At 56.7% G+C, this 18,939-nt stretch carries 14 protein-coding genes, 1 other RNA gene and 2 pseudogenes; 12 read left to right on the top strand and 5 right to left on the bottom strand.

All coding sequences use genetic code 11. From position 1 onward, the window contains the following. Nucleotides 1-218: 218 nt before the first annotated feature. Nucleotides 219-2,216: a TonB-dependent receptor plug domain-containing protein gene (locus A7Q00_RS03315; RefSeq protein ID WP_064089214.1), complete on the bottom strand. Its 1,998-nt coding sequence runs from the start codon at nt 2,214-2,216 to the stop codon at nt 219-221. Nucleotides 2,217-2,490: 274 nt separating this feature from the next. Further along, nucleotides 2,491-2,919, bottom strand: coding sequence for a TOBE domain-containing protein (locus tag A7Q00_RS03310; RefSeq protein ID WP_064089244.1), 429 nt, complete (start codon nt 2,917-2,919; stop codon nt 2,491-2,493). A 337-nt stretch (nt 2,920-3,256) separates the two neighbouring features. Between A7Q00_RS03310 and A7Q00_RS03305 the strand changes: the two genes are divergently transcribed. The 6 genes from A7Q00_RS03305 (at nt 3,257) to A7Q00_RS03280 (ending at nt 10,885) form a co-directional block, all read left to right on the top strand. After that, nucleotides 3,257-6,943 (top strand): nitrate reductase subunit alpha, encoded by a 3,687-nt coding sequence (locus A7Q00_RS03305; RefSeq protein WP_064089213.1) that lies wholly within the window; start codon nt 3,257-3,259, stop codon nt 6,941-6,943. A gap of 63 nt (nt 6,944-7,006) precedes the next feature. Next, the gene (locus A7Q00_RS03300; protein ID WP_023888022.1) at nt 7,007-7,351 is read left to right on the top strand and encodes a cupin domain-containing protein; all 345 of its coding nucleotides are present in this window, start codon (nt 7,007-7,009) and stop codon (nt 7,349-7,351) included. A gap of 71 nt (nt 7,352-7,422) precedes the next feature. Then, a complete protein-coding gene (gene narH / locus A7Q00_RS03295) occupies nt 7,423-8,991 on the top strand; it encodes a nitrate reductase subunit beta (protein ID WP_003823940.1) in 1,569 nt (522 codons plus the stop codon). Next, nucleotides 8,991-9,635 (top strand): nitrate reductase molybdenum cofactor assembly chaperone, encoded by a 645-nt coding sequence (gene narJ / locus A7Q00_RS03290; protein WP_003823941.1) that lies wholly within the window; start codon nt 8,991-8,993, stop codon nt 9,633-9,635. The genes narH and narJ overlap by 1 nt, the downstream gene beginning before the upstream one ends. A gap of 24 nt (nt 9,636-9,659) precedes the next feature. Then, nucleotides 9,660-10,346, top strand: a complete 687-nt coding sequence (gene narI, locus A7Q00_RS03285; RefSeq protein ID WP_064089212.1) for a respiratory nitrate reductase subunit gamma — start codon at nt 9,660-9,662, stop codon at nt 10,344-10,346. A gap of 68 nt (nt 10,347-10,414) precedes the next feature. Beyond that, entirely contained in the window at nt 10,415-10,885 is a 471-nt protein-coding gene (locus tag A7Q00_RS03280; protein ID WP_064089211.1) for a hemerythrin domain-containing protein, read from the top strand. A gap of 362 nt (nt 10,886-11,247) precedes the next feature. On the opposite strand, the gene A7Q00_RS03275 is transcribed toward A7Q00_RS03280, so the two are convergent. Beyond that, nucleotides 11,248-13,449, bottom strand: a complete 2,202-nt coding sequence (locus A7Q00_RS03275; protein WP_064089210.1) for a primosomal protein N' — start codon at nt 13,447-13,449, stop codon at nt 11,248-11,250. A 319-nt stretch (nt 13,450-13,768) separates the two neighbouring features. Between A7Q00_RS03275 and A7Q00_RS03270 the strand changes: the two genes are divergently transcribed. From A7Q00_RS03270 to ssrA, 6 genes are all read left to right on the top strand, one after another. After that, nucleotides 13,769-14,281: an O-acetyl-ADP-ribose deacetylase gene (locus tag A7Q00_RS03270; protein ID WP_064089209.1), complete on the top strand. Its 513-nt coding sequence runs from the start codon at nt 13,769-13,771 to the stop codon at nt 14,279-14,281. A 303-nt stretch (nt 14,282-14,584) separates the two neighbouring features. Continuing rightward, nucleotides 14,585-14,923 (top strand): hypothetical protein, encoded by a 339-nt coding sequence (locus tag A7Q00_RS12725; protein ID WP_082887729.1) that lies wholly within the window; start codon nt 14,585-14,587, stop codon nt 14,921-14,923. A 170-nt stretch (nt 14,924-15,093) separates the two neighbouring features. Further along, nucleotides 15,094-15,615, top strand: a complete 522-nt coding sequence (infC, locus tag A7Q00_RS03260) for a translation initiation factor IF-3 (protein WP_082880675.1) — start codon at nt 15,094-15,096, stop codon at nt 15,613-15,615. Between the two features lie 150 nt (nt 15,616-15,765). Continuing rightward, the gene (gene rpmI / locus A7Q00_RS03255) at nt 15,766-15,963 is read left to right on the top strand and encodes a 50S ribosomal protein L35 (protein WP_003823953.1); all 198 of its coding nucleotides are present in this window, start codon (nt 15,766-15,768) and stop codon (nt 15,961-15,963) included. A gap of 13 nt (nt 15,964-15,976) precedes the next feature. Next, nucleotides 15,977-16,333 carry a 50S ribosomal protein L20 gene (rplT, locus tag A7Q00_RS03250; protein WP_023888029.1) on the top strand — a complete coding sequence of 119 codons (357 nt, stop codon included), beginning with the start codon at nt 15,977-15,979 and terminating at the stop codon, nt 16,331-16,333. Nucleotides 16,334-16,659: 326 nt separating this feature from the next. Further along, nucleotides 16,660-17,022: a transfer-messenger RNA gene (gene ssrA / locus A7Q00_RS03245) on the top strand. 142 nt (nt 17,023-17,164) lie between these two features. Here ssrA and A7Q00_RS14275 read toward each other — a convergent pair. Then, nucleotides 17,165-17,683, bottom strand: a pseudogene (locus A7Q00_RS14275) (site-specific integrase); the annotation flags it as partial. Between the two features lie 1,047 nt (nt 17,684-18,730). Beyond that, nucleotides 18,731-18,939 (bottom strand): annotated as a pseudogene (locus A7Q00_RS03240) (metallophosphoesterase); the annotation flags it as partial.

The following is an 18,939-nucleotide window of genomic DNA, read 5'->3' as shown; positions in this document are numbered from 1 at the left end:
TTGCGCCGCCGGGCGGCGGTGCTGCTTATTTGCCATGTGCGGGCAGGTAAATGTTTATTGCGGATGAATTGTTGCCACGGCGTTGCTTTGCCCTACGCGCGCTGCCTGTAATGTGCCGCCTGGTGTTGGCGGCCGATTTAATCTGCTATGGGTTGCGCAGTTGTGCTTTCAGGTAGCCCGAACCGTCAGGCTACCTGAAAATGCAGGCCGTTTACGGTTTAAAACACGTAGCGCAGGTTGGTGAACCAGGTGCGGCCGGGCATGGGGTAGCCGTCGCTCAGTTCGTAATGGCGGTTGCCGATGTTTTCTACGCCGGCTTCCCAGCTCAGGCCTTCGCGGATGCGCCAAACCCCTTTGGCGTTGTAAACCGCGTAGCCGCCGAGGGTGCGCGTGCTGTTGCCGTAGGAGGATTTGCGGCCGGTTTCGGCCAGCACGGAGGCGTGCAGGCTGACGCGCTCGACGGGGCGGTATTCGGCATAGGCGGAGAATTTGTGGCTGGGGGTGTTCAGCATCGGGGTGTCGGTGCTGCCTAGGTCTTTGCGGTTCAGGTAGCCGTAGGCGGCGCCGAGCGTCCATTGGCTGCCGATGCTCTGCCGCAGGCTGAGTTCGATGCCGGTGTGGCGGGTGCGGCCGATGTTTTGGGTTTGCTGGCAGTAGCCGCGTACGGGGGAGCGGCGGCAGGTGCGGCCGGTAGGGTCTGGCACGTAGGCGCTTTGAATTTCGTTGTGCAGGCGGCTGTAGAACACGGCGGCTTCGGCTTCTGCCCCGGCCCACGGTTTGCCGCGCCAACCGAGTTCGAAGTGGTTGGCACGCTCAGATTCCAAATCGGGATTGGGGATGGCGCGCCCGAGGCGGTAGGAGTAGCGGTCTTTCAGGCTGGGGAAGCGTGATTTGCTCGATACCGTGCCGTAGAAGCTGTGGTTTTCGTTCGGACGGTAGCTCAGTTCGACGAGGCCGTTTACCGAAGAGGTTTTGCCGCGGTGAAACGTGGCGGGCAGTTCTTTGGCGGCGAGGCGTTCGTAGTCTACGCCGCTGCGCAGCCGCCAGGCGGGGGTGAAGTCGATTTGGTGTTCGATGGCGATTTGGTGGGCGGCGTCGCGGAAAACTTGGTCGCTGCCTAAGTCGTGGTGGCGGTCGGCTTTGTATTGGTAGCCGATTTGCCACAGCTGGTTTTGCCACACGGCGGTGGAAAAATTGACGCTCAGGCCGGTGGTGCGGTCTTTGTAGGCGCTGATATCGCCGTCGGGCACTCGGTAGCCGCTGTCCCGGTATGCCTGCAAGCCGTTTTTGTAGGTGTCGCGGTAGGCGCGGATTTTCAGGCGGTTGGCTTCGCCGAGGCTGATGTTGCCGATGAAGTAGTAGCTGTCTTTGTCCCAATACGGCCAGCGCCAGAAGCGGGGGCTTTGGTTGGCCGTGCCGACATAGGCGGGCTGCTGTTTTTCGCTGCGGATGCCGCTGTAGCCGATGGCGTATTCGTCGGTGAGGTTGGGGGTGAGGCCGAGTTTGAGCGAGTAGTGGCGGTCGGTGCGGGCGGCGTTTTCGCGGTAGGAGCCGGTGTCGGTGGGGCGGCGTTTGGGGTCGCGGAAATGGTGCGGCAGGTGGAAGCGGTCGGAATCCGAATAGGCAAAACCGCCCTGAACATAGAAGCGGCCGGTGTTGGAGCCGAAGTTGGCGGACAGGTTGTGGCCGACGGTGTCGTCGAAGCCGACATTGATGTCGCCTTCGAACGGTTTGCCCGGTTTGCGCGTAACCAAATTGATGGCGCCGCCCAGAGTATTGGGGCCGTACATCAGCGAGGCGCCGCTCTTGGCCACGCGGATTGAGGAGAGGCCGGGGGTGAGAAAGCGGGCGAAGTCCACATAGCCGTCATAGGGGACGTATTGCGGGATGCCGTCGAGGAACAGCGGCACTTGGCGGGCATCGTAGCCGCGCACGCGCAGGCCGGTTTCGTTGCGGCCGCCGGAGAAGTCGATGTTTATGCCGGGCAGGGGTTCGAGTGCTTGGGCGATATTTTGGCTGTTGCCGCGGCGGATGTCTTCGGCGGTAACGGTGTGCTCGCCGGCATCGCTGCTGCGGGTGCGGCGGCCGGTGATGGTGATTTGGCCTAATTCGAAGGATTGGTCTTCGGGATTGGTGCCCTCGGCAAAGGTTTGCGGGGCGGCGGCCAAGGCCAGCAGGCCGAGCAGGATGGCGTTGCGGGGGAAACGGGGAGACATAATGATGACTTGTGTATAGTTTGGTTAAGATTGCGTGAATCTAACTTGCTCGTTGAACATATGTCATCAGCCGAAGGGATTAGATAGAATTGCGGTATAGGGCGGTAAATGGCGGGTCAAGTTTAAGGGTATGGCGCTGCATCGCCTTGTTTGGATTCAAGAGTAATCTGCTATGCAGCCGCTATTTTGCCAAACGAAAAAAGGCTACCTGAAAACATGGTTCGGTTGGAACTCTGTTTTCAGGTAGCCTTTAGTGACTGTGCTTGGACAGGTGTTAAGCGACTACGCCCAAAATCACGCTGCCGGCTTTGAAAATGGCGGTAACCTTCTGGCCGGGGTGTAAATCGAGGGTTTCGGTGCTTTGCATGGTGATGCCGGCAGTCAGGATGAGGCCGCCGCCGATGTCGATGCTGACGATGGAGTTTACCGTACCGCGTTCAACATGGGTAACCAGGCCGGAGAGCTGGTTGCGGGCGGAGAGTTTCATTGGGTGCAGATCGGTGGCCACGATGATGTTGCTGGCTTTAATCAGCGCGGTGGCCAAGCCGCCTTCGGCCAAGCCGAGCTCGCGGCAGCTTTCTTCGGTTACGGTGCCGACCAAGCTCATGCCGTTGGCCAGCTGGAGAGTAATTTCGCTGGTAACGGGGCCGTGTTTAACGGCAGTGATTTTACCGGGCAGTTGGTTGCGGGCGCTGGTTTTCATAAGTGAACCGTTTTTATTTTCCATAAACATACGAGTGTGAATAATGCCATAATTTGGCTTGAGTTAAAAGGAGAGGCAATTTTAGCCAAATAAGCCCGCTATCGGCTATTTCTATCATGAAGTATTGGCAATAATTATTTCGAACTAGTTCTTTAGAATTAGTTTGTATCATTCGAATGAATGGCAATTAAACCTGATGGAAGCATGTTTTTTGCCGCTTGCTTGCTTTATAGTTCAATCCACTGAGTATAAAAGTATTTCGGTTTTGAGAATAGCTTTCGCACAGGAAGACCTTTGCGTGGTTTTTGCTGGCAAAGCATACATATAGGGATCGCACATGAGCCATTTCTTAGACCGCCTGACCTTCTTCAGGCAAAAACGCGAGCCGTTTTCCAACGGCCACGGCGTTTTGATCAACGAAGACCGCAAGTGGGAAAATGCCTACCGCAGCCGCTGGTCGCACGATAAAGTTGCCCGTTCCACCCACGGCGTGAACTGTACCGGTTCGTGCTCGTGGAAAATCTACGTTAAAAACGGCATCATCACCTGGGAAACCCAGCAGACCGACTATCCGCGCACCCGCCCGGATTTGCCTAACCACGAGCCTCGCGGTTGCCCGCGCGGTGCGTCTTACAGCTGGTATGTTTACTCTGCCCAGCGTATCAAATATCCGATGATGCGCGGCGCGCTGGCCGAACTGTGGCGCGAAGCACGCAAAACCAAAGACCCGATCGAAGCATGGAAATGGATTGTGGAAGACCCCGAGCGTTCCAAATCCTATAAATCCCAGCGCGGCTTGGGCGGCTTCGTGCGTTCCAACTGGGACGAAGCCTATGAAATGGTGGCTGCAGCCAACTGCTACACCATCAAGAAATACGGCCCCGACCGCGTTATCGGCTTCTCGCCGATTCCTGCCATGTCAATGATCAGCTACGCTGCAGGCGCGCGCTATCTCGGCTTGATCGGCGGCGTGCCGCTGTCGTTCTACGACTGGTATTGCGACTTGCCGCCCGCTTCGCCGCAGACTTGGGGCGAACAGACCGACGTGGCCGAATCCGCCGACTGGTACAACTCCAATTATCTTTTGGTGTGGGGTTCCAATATTCCGATGACCCGTACCCCCGACGCCCACTTCTACACTGAAGTGCGCTATAAAGGCACCAAAACCGTCGCCGTGTCGTCCGACTTTGGCGAAATGGCCAAGTTCAGCGACATCTGGCTCGCACCGCGCCAAGGCACGGATGCTGCGCTGGCGATGGCGATGGGACACGTTATCCTCAAAGAATTCCATATCGACAATCCATCCGACTATTTCCAAGATTACTGCCGCCGCCTGACCGATATGCCGGTGCTGGTGTGCCTGAAAGAAGACGGCGAAGACTACCGCCCGGAATACACTCTGCGCGCCTCCCATTTGAGCGACAACTTCGGCGAAGAGAAAAATCCCGATTGGAAAGTACTGGCTTGGAACGAGAAAACCAACAGCCTGATGCTGCCCAACGGCTCCATCGGCTTCCGTTGGGACGGCAGCCAAAAATGGAATCTGGAAACCAAGGCGCAGGATGACCAAGACGTTCAAGCGGCCTTGTCGCTGAAAAACTATGCCGATGACGTGGTGCGCGTTGGTTTCGACTATTTCGGCGGCGAGTTCGACGAAGAAAAAACCTTCCGCAAAGTGCCGGTGAAACGCATCACCCTAGCCGACGGCAGCAGCCAGTTGGTGGCCACCGTGTTTGACCTTTTGGTGGCGCAATATGGCGTGGACAACGGCTTGGGCGACGAGAACGTAGCCAAAGATTATTTTGAAGACAAGCCCTACACGCCGAAATGGCAGGAAAAACACACCGGTGTCGCTCCCGAACGCGTGATTCAGGTAGCCCGCGAGTTCGCCCAGAACGCGCACGACACCAAAGGCCGTTCGATGATTATCGTCGGCGCCGGCCTGAACCACTGGTATTACCTGGACATGAACTATCGCGGCCTGATCAACATGCTGATGATGTGCGGCACCATCGGCAAGTCCGGCGGCGGCTGGTGCCATTATGTAGGCCAGGAAAAACTGCGTCCGCAGTCCGGCTGGGCGCCGCTGACTTTCGCGCTCGACTGGCACCGCCCCGCGCGCCAGATGGCCGGTACTTCATTCTTCTACGGTCACACCGGTCAGTACCGCCACGAAACCGTGTCCGCCGACGAGCTGCTCACGTCCGACGCGGGCGACGATATGCGCCGCCTGACCATGATCGACTTCAATGCTAAAGCCGCCCGCATGGGTTGGACGCCGAGCGCGCCGCAGTTGGAAACCAATCCGCTGGATATAACCGATGCGGCCGAAAAAGCCGGTATGAATCCTGTGGATTACACCGTGAAAGGTTTGAAGGAAGGCACGCTGGAAATGTCCTGCGACGATCCGGAAAACCCGAAAAACTGGCCGCGCAATATGTTTATTTGGCGTTCCAACATTTTGGGTTCGTCCGGCAAAGGCCACGAATATTTCCTGAAATACCTGCTCGGCACGCAAAACGGCCTGATGAGCGACGAAGACGACTGCCTGAAACCGGCCGAAGTGAAGCAGCGGGAAGGCGTGGAAGGCAAGCTGGATTTGTTCACGCTCTTGGATTTCCGCATGAACACCACCTGCCTGTACGCCGACGTGATTTTCCCGACCGCCACTTGGTACGAGAAACACGATCTGAACACGTCCGACATGCACCCGTTCATCCATCCGTTTACCGAAGCGGTGCAGCCTTTGTGGCAGAGCAAATCCGACTGGGAAATCTATAAAGGCCTGGCCAAAAAATTCAGCGAGCTGGCCAAAGACTATCTGGGCGTGCGCAAAGACATCGTGCTCACCCCGCTGATGCACGACAGCCCGCAGGAACTCGGCCAGCCCTTCGATCCGAAAGATTGGAAACTCGGCGAATGCGAGCCGATTCCGGGCAAAACCATGCCGGCCATGACCGTGGTGGAACGCGATTACGGCGCGATTTACGAGAAATTCACCTCCATCGGCCCCCTGTTGGAGAAAGTGAACAACAACGGCAAAGGCATGGCTTGGGATACCAAGCACGAAGTGGACTTCCTGCGCAAACTCAACGGTGTGCGCGCCGAAGGCGCAGGCAAAGGCCAGCCGAAAATCGAAACCGCCATCGATGCGGCCGAGATGATTCTGACCCTTGCGCCGGAAACCAACGGCCATGTGGCGAAAAAAGCCTGGCAGGCCTTGGGCAAAGCCACCGGCCGCGACCACACGCACCTGATTAACGCCAGCGAGCACACGCAAATCCGCTTCCGCGACATCGTTGCCCAGCCGCGCAAGATCGTTACCTCGCCGATTTGGTCGGGCGTGGAGAGCGAAGAAGTGTGCTACACCGCAGGCTACACCAACGTGCACGAGCTGATTCCGTGGCGTACGCTCACTGGCCGCCAGCAGTTCTACCAAGACCACAAATGGATGCGCGATTTCGGTGCGGCCTTCTGCGTGTACCGCCCCGCCGTGGACACCAAAACCACCAAGAAACTCTTGGGTAAAATGCCCAACGGCAATCCGGAAATCACGCTCAACTTCCTCACGCCGCACCAGAAATGGGGCATCCACAGTACCTATTCAGAAAACCTGCGCATGCTCACGCTCTCTCGCGGCGGCCCGCACGTGTGGATTTCCGAAATCGATGCCAAGAAAGCAGGGTTGGTGGATAACGACTGGGTGGAAGTGTTCAACACCAATGGTTCGATCGCCTGCCGCGTGATTGTGAGCCAGCGTATTCCTGAAACCATGATTTTGATGTACCACGCTCAGGAAAAACTGGTGCACACGCCTGCGGCGGAAACCACCAAGAAACGCGGCGGCATCCACAACTCGGTAACCAAGGCGGTATTGAACCCGACCCACATGATAGGCGGCTATGCGCAACTGGCGTACAGCTTCAACTATTACGGCACTGTCGGCTCCAACCGCGACGAGTGGGTGATTGTCCGCAAGATGAAGGACATCGACTGGATGGACGAACCCGCTGATCAGGCATAAGGTTTTTCAGGTAGCCTTCTGCTAAACCAAAGGCTACCTGAAAACCAGATAAGGAACAAAACCATGAAGCTCCCGCAGATTATCCGTTTTTCCGATTATTTGAAGGAAACCCCCTCCGAAGCCGTGCGCACCGTACTGTATCAAGACCAACACGACAACATGGTGCTGTGGCAGATTCCGCCGCAAACCATGTTGCCCGCCCACCGCCACCCGTGCGGCGTGGATATTTGGATTGTGCTGCAGGGCGAAGCCGAGCTGGTGGACGACGCGCAAAGCGGCCGCACCATCCGCGCAGGCGATAGCGTAGTGGTGGGCGACCACCAAATCCACGGCGCCCGCAACAGCGGCCAGGAAGACTGCATCTTGGTTTCGATTGTCAGTCCGAAAGCCGGATTCGAAAAGGCATAACCGTTTTTCAGGTAGCCTCAAGAGCCAACGGAAGGCTACCTGAAAAAGACCAATCATTTAAGGAACACATCATGAAAATCAGAGCACAAGTCGGCATGGTGCTGAACTTGGACAAATGTATCGGCTGCCACACCTGCTCCGTTACCTGCAAAAACGTATGGACAAGCCGCGACGGCGTGGAATACGCCTGGTTCAACAACGTTGAAACCAAGCCCGGCATCGGCTTCCCGAAAAACTGGGAAGACCAGGAAAAATGGAACGGCGGCTGGGTGCGCAAACCCAACGGCAAACTCGTGCCCAAGCAGGGCGGCCGTTTGAAAATCCTGTCCAACATCTTCGCCAACCCCAACCTGCCGCAGATAGACGACTATTACGAGCCGTTCACCTACGACTACGAGCACCTGCAAAATGCCCCGCGCATGAAAACTCCGCCCACCGCGCGGCCGATTTCCGTGCTCACCGGCAAGAAAATGGACAAGGTCGAATGGGGTCCCAACTGGGAAGACGACTTGGCCGGCGAATTTGAAAAACGCGCCAAAGATACCCTGTTCGAAGGCATCCAGAAAGACATGATGGGCGCGTTCGAGCAGACCTTCATGATGTATCTGCCGCGCCTGTGCGAACACTGCCTGAACCCGACCTGTGTCGCCTCCTGCCCCTCCGGCAGCATCTACAAACGCGAAGACGACGGCATCGTACTCATCGACCAAGACAAATGCCGCGGCTGGCGTATGTGCGTGTCCGGCTGCCCCTACAAAAAAATTTACTACAACTGGGTGAGCGGCAAAGCCGAAAAATGTATTTTCTGCTACCCACGTATCGAAGCGGGCGAACCGACCGTTTGCTCCGAAACCTGCGTAGGCCGCATCCGCTATCTGGGCGTGCTGCTGTATGACGCCGACAAAATCGAAGAAGCCGCTTCAGTAGAAAACCCGCAAGACCTGTACGAAGCGCAGCTGGGCGTGTTCCTCGATCCGCACGACCCCGAAATCCAGCGCGAAGCCCTGAAACAGGGCATCAGCCAGAGCTGGCTCGATGCGGCGAAAAAATCGCCCGTCTACAAAATGGCGATGGAATGGAAAATCGCCTTCCCGCTTCACCCCGAATACCGCACGCTGCCGATGGTTTGGTACATCCCGCCGCTCTCCCCGATCCAATCCGCCATCGAAAACGGCTTGGTGGGCGAAAACGGCATCATCCCCAGCGTGGACGAAATGCGCATCCCGCTGCGTTATCTGGCTAACCTGCTGACCGCCGGCAAAATCGAGCCGATTAAAGACGCGCTGGAACGCATGATCGCCATGCGCCGCTACAAACGCGGCCAAGTAGTACACGGCGAAACGCTGGAGCAAACCTTGGACGGCACCGGCCTGACCCCCGCCATGGTGGAAGACATGTATCAGATTATGGCCATCGCCAACTACGAAGACCGCTTCGTGATTCCCACCAGCCACAAAGAACAGGTGGAAAACACCTTTGAAGACAAAGCAAGTTGCGGCTTCTCCTTCGGCAACGGCTGCTCCGGCGGCTCGGACGGCATGACCAAAGAAAGCCTGTTCGGCAAGCCCAAAGCCTCGCCCATCATCTTCTTCGACCGCCGTAAGGACTTGGAAGAAAACCGCGAAAAAGGGGTGCGCTGATGCAGGGCAATCCGGTATACAAATTCTTCTCGGCGCTGCTGTGCTATCCGGAAGCCGAATTAGTGGAGGCGCTGCCTGAATTTCAGGCAGCACTCGACCAAATGCCCGAATTGGCCGCACACCGCGAGGGTTTGCAAGCGTTGCTGGATTATCTGGGCGGCAACAGCCTGCGCCATATCCAGGAGGAATACGTTTCCACCTTCGACCGCAACCGCCTGCATGCGCTGTATATTTTCGAGCACGTTTTCGGCGAAGACCGCGACCGCGGCAGCGCCATGGTGGATTTGTTGGAAGAATACCGCAAATACGGCTTCGAATTGGGCGACGACGAACTGCCCGACTTCCTGCCCGCGCTGCTGGAATTTTTCGCCCATATCCCGCCTGCCGATGCGCAAAAACTGCTCGGTGATGCCGTGCACGTGATCAACCATATCGGCAAAAACTTGCGTACCGCCGGTTCGCCTTATGCCGTCGTGCTGGAGAATATCGTGGCGCTCAGCCCCGTCGAGCCGCAGCCCCTAACCGAGCCGCCCGTGCGCGATATGGACGAAGCCATGGAAACCTTCGGCCCCGACGTATCCGGTATCGAGCCCCTGCTCAAGCCGAGCATCCAAACCGTACAATTTTATCCAAAAAGCAAGTAAGCATACCTGCTTGGGAGTTTTGATATGAGTAACCTGCACTTCTTCTTCTTTGCCATCTATCCCTATATTTGTTTGGCAATTTTCTTCTTCGGCAGTCTCGTGCGTTTCGACCGCGAGCAGTACACTTGGAAGAGCGATTCCAGCCAGCTGCTGTATGACGGCCAGCTGCGCTTGGGCAATATCCTCTTTCACGTGGGCGTATTGGCCGTGTTCGGCGGCCACTTCGTCGGCCTGCTTACCCCGCTGTGGGTATGGCATGCCTTGGGCGTGAGCCATGCGGCCAAGCAGCTCTTGGCCATGACCGCCGGCGGCATCTTCGGCACCATGGCGCTGGTCGGCCTGCTGATTCTGATCAAACGCCGCTTCACCATCGATCGCATCAACATCAACAGCACCTGGCGCGACAAGCTGCTGCTGGTGTGGATTTTGGTGACCCTCCTGCTCGGCCTCTCCACCATTTGCGTGAGCGCAGGCCACATGGACGGCCACGAAATGACCCTGCTCATGCAGTGGGCGCAGCACATCGTTACCTTCCGCGGTGTGGAAGCCGCCGGCTTCATTACCGATGCGCACATCCTCTTTAAGCTGCACATGTTTATGGGCATGACCTTCTTCCTCATCTTCCCGTTCACCCGTATGGTGCACGTATGGAGCGGTTTTGCCAGCGTATTCTACGTATTCCGCCCCTGGCAGCTGGTACGCCGCCGTTAAGGCAATATTTTCAGGTAGCCTTTCGGGCTACCTGAAATTTCTTATAGAACACTAAGGACATCACACTCATGATTGATCACGAACTTTGGCAAAACGCCTCCGACAGCGACATCATCGACCACATCCTGCCGCGCTACCACGACACCCACCGCCGCCAGTTGGAAGAACTCGTTCCACTGGCCGAAAAAGTGGCCGGCGTGCACGCAGGCAAATTCCCGGCCGAGGTGGTTTCCCTGCTGCACACCATCCAAAACGAGTTGCTCAGCCACATGATGAAGGAAGAGCGCATCCTCTTCCCGATGCTCAAACAAGGCGCCGGTCGCGCTGCCGCCATGCCCGTGCGCATGATGATGCACGAGCACACCGAGCACGAAGCCGCCCTTGAGCGCCTGCTGGAAGTTACCGGCAACCTGCAAGCCCCCGCCGATGCCTGCCGCAGCTGGCAGCACCTCTACAGCCTGGCTCAAGAGCTGGTGGACGACCTGCGCGACCACATCGATTTGGAAGACAACATCCTCTTTGCCCGCGTATTGGCATAACCCCATATAGTAAACCAGCTGAGCTTCGATACAAGGCGGCGAGCCGCAGATGGTAAGGTAAGGTGAAGCCATGCTGTAGCGGAGGTTAAGATGGCTTGCTATGGAATGCAGAAAGGCTACCTGAAAACGGATTTGCTGTTTTCAGGTAGCCTTTTTTCTGTTCAACGGTTAGCGAGCGGTTTGGCGGGAGCAGGTTTGAATGGCGGCGTTGAAGGGGAGGGAAAGCGTATCAGCCTTGGGCGGTTTTAGCTAAAGGCAGCTTATCGCAGCAAGGCTACCTGAAAAATGCTCCATTCAAAGGGCAGGGTATTTTTCAGGTAGCCTTTTGTGAAAGCGTGGCGCTGACACCGAATACAGGCCGCTCACATCTCCAAGGGATCGATATCCACCGACCATCTGGCCGAGGCAAACTGCCGTGCCAGCGCGGCGAGGGCTTGCTGCCAGAGGGAGACTTGCCGGTGCAGCGCTTTGCGGTTGGGGCTTTCTAGAAACACCTGGGCGCGTTCGCGGCCGGCGAGTTTGGCCAGCAGCATGGGCACGGGGCCGAGGCAGAGCACTTCTGCGGCTTCGGCTGCCGCACTTTCAGGTAGCCTTTGTTGCGCCACCCATTCGGCAGCCAGGCGCAACATTTCCAGCGCATCGGCCATATTGGCGGCATCGGCGCGGACGGCGGCGGTGTGGGCGAAGGGCGGCATCTCGAAGCTTTCGCGCTCGGCCAGCTCGCCGGCGGCGAAGTCGGCATAGTTTTGCCGCAGCAGCGTTTGATACACGCGATGCTCCGGCAGGCGGGTTTGGATGAACACGCGGCCGAGCAGCTCGGCACGTCCGGCGCGGCCGGCCACCTGCATCAGTTCGGCAAACAGCCGCTCGGGGGCGCGGAAATCAGCGCTGTAGAGGCTGCCGTCGGCATTGAGCACCAACACCAAATTCAGGCGGGCGAAATCGTGGCCTTTGGCCAGCATCTGCGTGCCCACCAGAATATCCACGCCGTTTTCGGCGATGCGCCGGTAGAGCCGTTGCCAGTCGCCTTTACGGGCGACGCTGTCGCGGTCCACGCGCTCGATTTTGGCCCCGGGCAGTTGCGCGCGCAGGGCCTCTTCCACCCGCTGCGTGCCGATGCCCACGGCGGTGAGGTCTTGGTTGCCGCAGTCGGGGCATTTTTTCGGAATCGGCACGGCCAGGCCGCAATGGTGGCAGCGCAGCTGGCGCGCGCGCTGGTGCAGCACCAGTTTGGCGGAGCAGTGCGGGCAGCCGAAGGTGTGGCCGCAGTCGCCGCAGAAGAGGGCGGGGGCGAAGCCGCGCCGGTTGAGGTATACCATGCTCATGCCGCCGGCGGCGTGATTTTGCTGCAACAGCTTGAAAGCGGCCGGGCTGAAGCCTTGGTCCAAGGGCTCGCGGCGGATGTCGATCAGGCGGATTTCGGGCAGGCGGGCGGCCGCGCGGGCGCGTTGCGGCAGGCTGAGCAGGCGGTAGCCGCCGCTTTGCGCCTTGTGCCAGCTTTCCAGCGAGGGTGTGGCGCTGCCGAGCACAATCGGGCAGCCGGCCTGCTGTGCGCGCCACACGGCCAAATCGCGGGCGTGGTAGCGCAGCTCGCTGTCTTGTTTGAACGAGGAATCGTGTTCTTCGTCCACCACAATCAGCCCCAAATCCGGCAGCGGCGTGAACACCGCCAGCCGTGTGCCCACCACCAGCCGCACTTGGCCGCACATGGCTTTCAGGTAGCCTTGGGTGCGCTCGCCGGCGGCGGTTTGGCTGTGCAAAACGGCGGTCGGCACGTCAGCAAAACGCTGTTGCAAACGGGCGATGAGCTGCGGCGTGAGGCTGATTTCGGGCAGCAGGAACAACACCTGTTTGCCCGCCGAGAGTGCGGCGGCCATGGCTTCGAAATAGGTTTCGGTTTTGCCGCTGCCGGTGATGCCGTGCAGCAGGAAGGGGGCAAAACCCTGCGCCTGCGCCACCGCATCGGCCGCGGCCTGCTGCCCGGGGTTGAGCGGCACGGGCGAGGGCGGAATCGGCAGGCGGGCGGGCAAAGCGCCGGTTTCGGCTACCAGCCAGCCTTGCGCCTGCCAGCTTGCCAGCTGGGCGGCGGCCTGCGGCGCGATGGTGCGGGCGGCGCTTTGGCTCACCGGGCTCTCCAGCAATGCCTGCCACAGCGCGGCCTTGCGGCGGTGGTACGGTGGCGGAGATGGCTGCTGACGCCCCAAATCGGTGAGCGAAAAATAGGTTTCCGGCTGCGGCGGCGGGCAGGGCTTGGCTTCGCGCAGACCGGCGGGTAGGGCGGTGAAGGCGGTTTGGCCGATGGGATGGTGATAATAACGGGCAGTAAATTCAATCAGTTCGCGCCAGGCGGCGGGCAGCGGCGGTTCGTGTTCAAACACTTGCGCGAGCGGGCGGATTTTGTCCGGGCTGATTTCCGGCTCTTCGCACGCGCCCCACACGATGCCGGCCACGGTTTTGTCGCGAAACGGCACGGCCACGCGCACGCCGGGCGCGGGAATGCGGTCGGCACGGTAGGTGAAGAGCGTGTCGAGCGGAACATTGAGGGCAACTTGGCAGTAGGGCACGGCGGTTGGGTAGGAATAAAGAGACAGCGGGTATTGTACCTGAAACGGGAAAGGCTACCTGAAAGCGCAGCTTCAACGGGGAGGCGTTTTGGCACAGCTAAGGCCGAATTTCTGCGAAGCTGGGGCGTTGGCTTCAATGTTGTTGAAATGGCCGCACAGATTTCAGGTAGCCTCTAATCAGGGCGGGCGGTAAACTGAGCGTATTGTGCCAACGTAAAATCAGGCTACCTGAAAACCTTGGCTGCAACACAGTGGAAATAGCCTGTGGCAAGGCCGAAGCCAGTTTCAGGTAGCCTCATTTAGAACTTAAGGGGAAAATATGAATGCCACTTTGGAGGTATGCCAAGCCGACATCACCACGCTGGCGGTGGACGCGATAGTTAATGCTGCCAATTCCTCGCTGTTGGGCGGCGGCGGGGTGGACGGTGCGATACATCGCGCCGCCGGGCCGGAGCTGTTGGCCGAGTGCCGCCAGCTGGGCGGCTGCCGCACCGGTGAGGCCAAAATCACGCAGGGCTACCGGCTGCCGGCACGCTGGGTGGTGCATACGGTCGGCCCGGTGTGGCGCGGCGGGCAGCGTGGCGAAGCGAAACTACTGGCCGCAGCCTATGCCAATTCTCTACGCTTGGCTGCGGAACAGGGCGCGAAAAGCATTGCTTTCCCCTGTATCAGCACCGGCGTGTATGGCTACCCCGCACGCGAAGCAGCGAAAATTGCGGTGCGGACGGTGCGCGAAACGCTGCCGCAATACCCGCAGATAGAGCGCGTGGTGTTTTGCTGTTTTTCGCAGCGAGATGCGGCACTATATCGGAGATTGCTGGAGGCTACCTGAAAAATTCGGGCAGATACGCAGCGTATGTTTGGGGCAGTAAGCAGGCAAAATCGGGTACATCGCCAAAACGGATTGCTTGAATTGTTGGCGGGAAGTATCGTTTTGGGCGGCTAAATGCAGGTTTTTGGTGTATTTAGGGCGAAACTTGCTATAATCGCGAGCGCGTTGCGGCGGCAGGCGGCAAACCTGTAATTGGAGTTTGTGGTTTGGAAAGAATAGAGATCAGGTAACCTTTACTTGAAAGAAAAGGCCTGTCTCAAAAGCGCCGCAGGCAGATTAAGAATTGCCCACTAGGAGGTATCAATGATGCGCAGCAAACTTTGGGGCTGGCTGCAAGTTGTCTATCTGATTATCCTTGCTATCCTGCTGTGGCATTTCACCAGGCAAGCTGGCAGTAGCCAAGACTTCTTGGTTTACATTCTTACCCTACTCTTGGTATATGGCCTCTACGATTGGATGATAAGCCGTGCCCACCGTGCCGCTCTGCAAGCATTCCATAATAACCCTGCTGCCCGTCAATGGCTGGCTGAAAACCTGAGTGGCGTACGTATTGCCGACATCAAAGCTATCCGCTCCCGTTTTGGCCTCTCTTTACGTGATGCCGTTGCCGTATTAGACGAATACCGGCAGCAAAAAAATTAAATGGCCGGGCGCCGCATTTGATACGTTTGATGTCAAATAGCCTGCCTTGGGCTACCTGAAAATTTCTGGAGCAGCCGGTGCTCCTTTCGATAACACCGGCCACAGCGGTATGCCGTCGGCTCATCAGCCAAAACCCGGCCTGCCACCAAACTAACCTTAATAGGAGATTCATCATCGCACAAGAACGCGAAGCACGGATCAACGGCGAAATCCACGCCAAAGAAGTGCGTTTAATCAGCGGCACGGGCGAGCAGCTCGGCATCGTAACCGTGAAAGAAGCCCTGGCCATGGCCGAAGAGCAAGATGTGGATTTGGTGGAGATTTCCCCTACCGCCAAACCGCCTGTCTGCAAGCTGATGGACTACGGCAAATATAAATACGAGCAGTCGAAAAAACGCGACGAAGCCAAGAAAAAGCAGAAGCAGGTGCAGATTAAGGAAATTAAATTCCGCCCCGGCACCGACGAAGGCGATTATCAAATCAAAATGCGCAACGTTACCCGCTTTTTAGCCGATGGCGACAAAGTGAAAATCACCCTGCGTTTCCGCGGCCGCGAAATGGCGCACCAGCACTTGGGCGCGCAGCTTCTGGAACGTGTGAAGGCCGATTTGGCCGAAGTGGCCGCTGTGGAACAGTTTCCGAAAATGGAAGGCCGCCAGATGGTGATGATGGTTGCACCTAAGAAGAAGTAACCGTATAATTCGCCGTTTTCCGCTCCGCCGCACGCGGGAAACGGCTTCAATGTTGTGTGTGCGGCATAAAACCGTGGTTTCGGGTATTAAGCGCGGCCTGTTGCAGGCAGCCTCCCGATGCCTAATCCGATAAACCAATGGAGTTTTCCCATGCCTAAAATGAAAACCAAATCCAGTGCGAAGAAACGCTTCAAAGTGCTGGGCAACGGTGGCATCAAACGCGCCCACGCGTTCAAACGCCACATCCTCACCAAAAAAACCACTAAGAACAAACGCCAGCTGCGCGGCACCGCTATGGTGAACGAGCGCGACGTGGCTTCCGTTCATAAAATGTTGCCCTACGCTTAAAGGAGTCTGAAATATGCCACGCGTAAAACGCGGTGTAACCGCACGTGCCCGTCATAAAAAAGTATTAGTTCTGGCCAAAGGTTATCGCGGCCGTCGTAAAAACGTCTACCGCGTTGCCAAACAGGCGGTGATGAAGGCAGGCCAATATGCCTACCGCGACCGCCGTCAGCGCAAACGCCAGTTCCGTCAACTGTGGATTGCCCGTATCAATGCCGGTGCCCGCCAGCACGGCCTGTCTTACAGCAAATTCATGAATGGCCTGAAACGCGCCGCTATCGAGCTGGACCGCAAAGTATTGGCCGACTTGGCTGTATTCGACAAAGCTGCTTTCGCGCAGCTGGTTGAAAAAGCCAAAGCCGCTTTGGCTTAATGCTTGATTGGAAAAATCGGCTGGAATCTTCCGGCCGATTTTTTATTGTGCTGGAAGTGGAGAGGGTGCTTAGGCTTTTATAGTGAATTAACAAAAACCAGTACAGCGTTGTCTCGCCTTGCCGTACTATCTGTACTGTCTGCGGCTCGTCGCCTTGTCCTGATTTTTGTTAATTCACTATAGTTTCGCAGATACTTGGTCTTGGTTACACCAACCGCCGCTCCACCTCGCTGAAGAAACTGTTTTCAGGTAGCCTTTGGGGTGGCGGCCAGCAAAACGAATTGTCCAAATCCACCCGACAGCGTATAATCCACCTCCCTTTATCTGGGGGCGACCTTGGTTTCGACGGGGGTTGCAAAGCAGATGCGGGCATACCGGGGTCTCAGATTCCCCGTAAAACACTGAATTTAAATAGTCGCAAACGACGAAACTTTCGCATTGGCCGCCTAAGGCCTGCCGTTGCAACAGTTGGTCAATGGGCTGTGTAGCGTAAGCTACCGCAACGTCATTCTACATTGACTGGTTTCCCGTCGGGTTACTTGGCGGGAAATGAGATTTAAGGTAACTGGCTCCCAAACAGCCTGTCTGTCGGCGGAATGGGGGCGAGATTTCAAGTTGGCAAGACTAAGTATGTAGAACGCTCTGTAGAGGGCTTCCGGACGGGGGTTCGATTCCCCCCGCCTCCACCAAAATATCCGATAAGTATCCTATGCTTACCTCCATTTCTGTGTTTTTTGGCACACCATTGGCACATTTCCCACCAAAAAACTGCTCGATTTTGGACTTTTCACGCTGCTTGTCGGCCAAGTCAATCCAGCGGGAATAGTTTTCAAGTAGCATCTTCATGGTGCTGTGCCCCATCTGTCGGGCTACCCACATGGGGTTGGCTCCAGCCATGAGGTTGAGTGTAGCAAATGTATGGCGGGTGTTGTAGGGTTTCCTGTACCTTACCCCCGCTATTTTTATAGCGTGCTGCCACGGTCTCCACGGCACTTTGTCGTTCTTAAACGGGCTGCCGGTTTTCGGATTGATGAAAACGTATCCGCTTGCCAGCCCTGTTCTTTGCCATTGCCTACGTAAGGCTTCCAAGGCGCGGCTATTGAGCTCGATGTCTCGATAGCTGTGGGTTTTGGTGCTTTTCAGCTTGCCAGCCACGGATGCTTTGTTCACGCGCACGCACTGCCTTTGGAAGTCGATGTCCTGCCAAGTGAGAGCTATGAGCTCGCTGGTACGCATACCGCTAAAAAAGGCCAGCTCGAAGTAATTGTGAAACACAGGTTCATTTTTCAGGTAGCCTAGGATGGCTTCGGCCTCTTCGAGCGTGAACGGATCAGGCGGCTCTTTCTGCACTTTGGCATTGGCCAGATGCTGGGCGGGATTGTCTTTTATCCTGCCGTCGCGGAGCGCAAGAACAAACGGCTGCCGGATAACGGTGGCGATGTTGTTGCGAGTTTTTGCGCTACAGTCTAAGGTAGCCAGCAGCCCGGCTAGCTGGTTATCCCTATAAAAAGTACGATGGCCGCAAGTGTATTCATGTAATGGAACTAGGTTCTGTTAATGCTGAGTGCCGCATGGTTTTTAATATAAAGTAGAAATAATATTAAATATCAATGGATTGATATTTTTGAAGTGATTTATGCCCGAGAGCTTAGTAAAACTCACTAACCGGAGAACCTGGTCAGGCACACTTCTCCATCTGTTGGGCCTAATCAAGCGCCGATTAAGCGGACAAGGTTCCAATATCCCGTGTGCTGATGTAGGTATCGCTGGCGCTATCCGGACCTAGTTCATCGGCGGTTGACAAGAACAGATCAGCGTATTAGTGCAAATGGAATCCGTACAGCAGTCACGGCCGGCAACGACTATGATGCATGCCGGGTTAAAGTCACTTTAAGCTTACTCACAGCATATCCGCATCGATGCAGAAAATTATACCGACGGGCAAAGGGCAGATTGCCGAGACCAAGTCCGCAATCAAAAGGGGTATTGAGGCAGACAGCCTTGCTTGGAAGCAGGGAGGGTTGCAAGGACCTGGTTCTTTCACTCACTGAAAGATAAAACCTAAGCAAGAGGTGATGATGCATACCAACGACCGGCAGCTATCTCCCCTAAAGACCGGAGGTGTACTAGGTTCGTGGCCAATCGTTTCATTGTTGATACTGTTTTCGTTACCCGCAATATTCGTTTTGATTCAACAATATAGTAAATTATCTAATATGATCAATTAAGTATCTTGCCTTTGTGCCTGTCGATATCTTTGAGCATGCAGAATAACGGCTCCGTTTAGCCTTCAAGCAGCAGCCGGAAGTATCATGACACGGTTGATTTTTACCTGATGACGCAGAAAAAAGAGGGATGGAAAACCATCCCTCTTGTCGTTTTGATGCGTTGCTTGGTTCACACCATCAAAAACGGCAGCCCGTCTTTGATTTGCTGCTGTCCCGCCGGGCTGTCGGGCTTAAACTCTTCCTGATAATAACCGATGGTGTTGCTCACCGTCGGAATGCCGTATTCGTTGGCGTAACACACGGGCAGGTGTTGGTGGGCATGGCCGTGGATGCAGGCTGCAAGCTTTTCAGGTAGCCCGATTTCCGCATCCTCTGCCC

It is taken from the genome of Eikenella halliae, from assembly GCF_001648475.1.
Lineage (GTDB): Bacteria > Pseudomonadota > Gammaproteobacteria > Burkholderiales > Neisseriaceae > Eikenella > Eikenella halliae.
Note: the sequence above shows the minus strand (reverse complement) of the source record. Positions and strands in the feature narration are given on the sequence as shown.